This window comes from Vogesella mureinivorans, assembly GCF_007644035.1.
Lineage (GTDB): Bacteria > Pseudomonadota > Gammaproteobacteria > Burkholderiales > Chromobacteriaceae > Vogesella > Vogesella mureinivorans.
Map to the genome: position 1 here is coordinate 1 of NZ_VMTV02000400.1, position 268 is coordinate 268.

Consider the following 268-nt stretch of genomic DNA (forward strand, 5'->3'; position numbering starts at 1 on the left):
CGATGTCGGCGGCGGGCGTGGGCGAGGCCTACAGGCCGCATCCTCAGGGCTATTCGAACGGTGCGGAGCTGGTCGGCGCCATTCGCAGGATCGGCGATTTCGAGGTCTCGGTCTCGGCATATCCGGAAAAGCACCCAGAAAGCGCCGATTTCGCCACCGACATCGACATGCTCAAGCGCAAGGTCGATAACGGGGCCACGCGCGCGATCACCCAGTTCTTCTTCGATAACGATCTCTACGAGCGTTATGTCGAGCGCGTGCGCAGGGC

At 62.7% G+C, this 268-nt stretch carries 1 protein-coding gene; it reads left to right on the plus strand.

Features of this window, described 5'->3' with window-relative positions:
• On the plus strand, positions 1-268 hold a 268-nt coding region (locus FLQ44_RS11195; RefSeq protein ID WP_206208833.1), incomplete at both ends, for a methylenetetrahydrofolate reductase.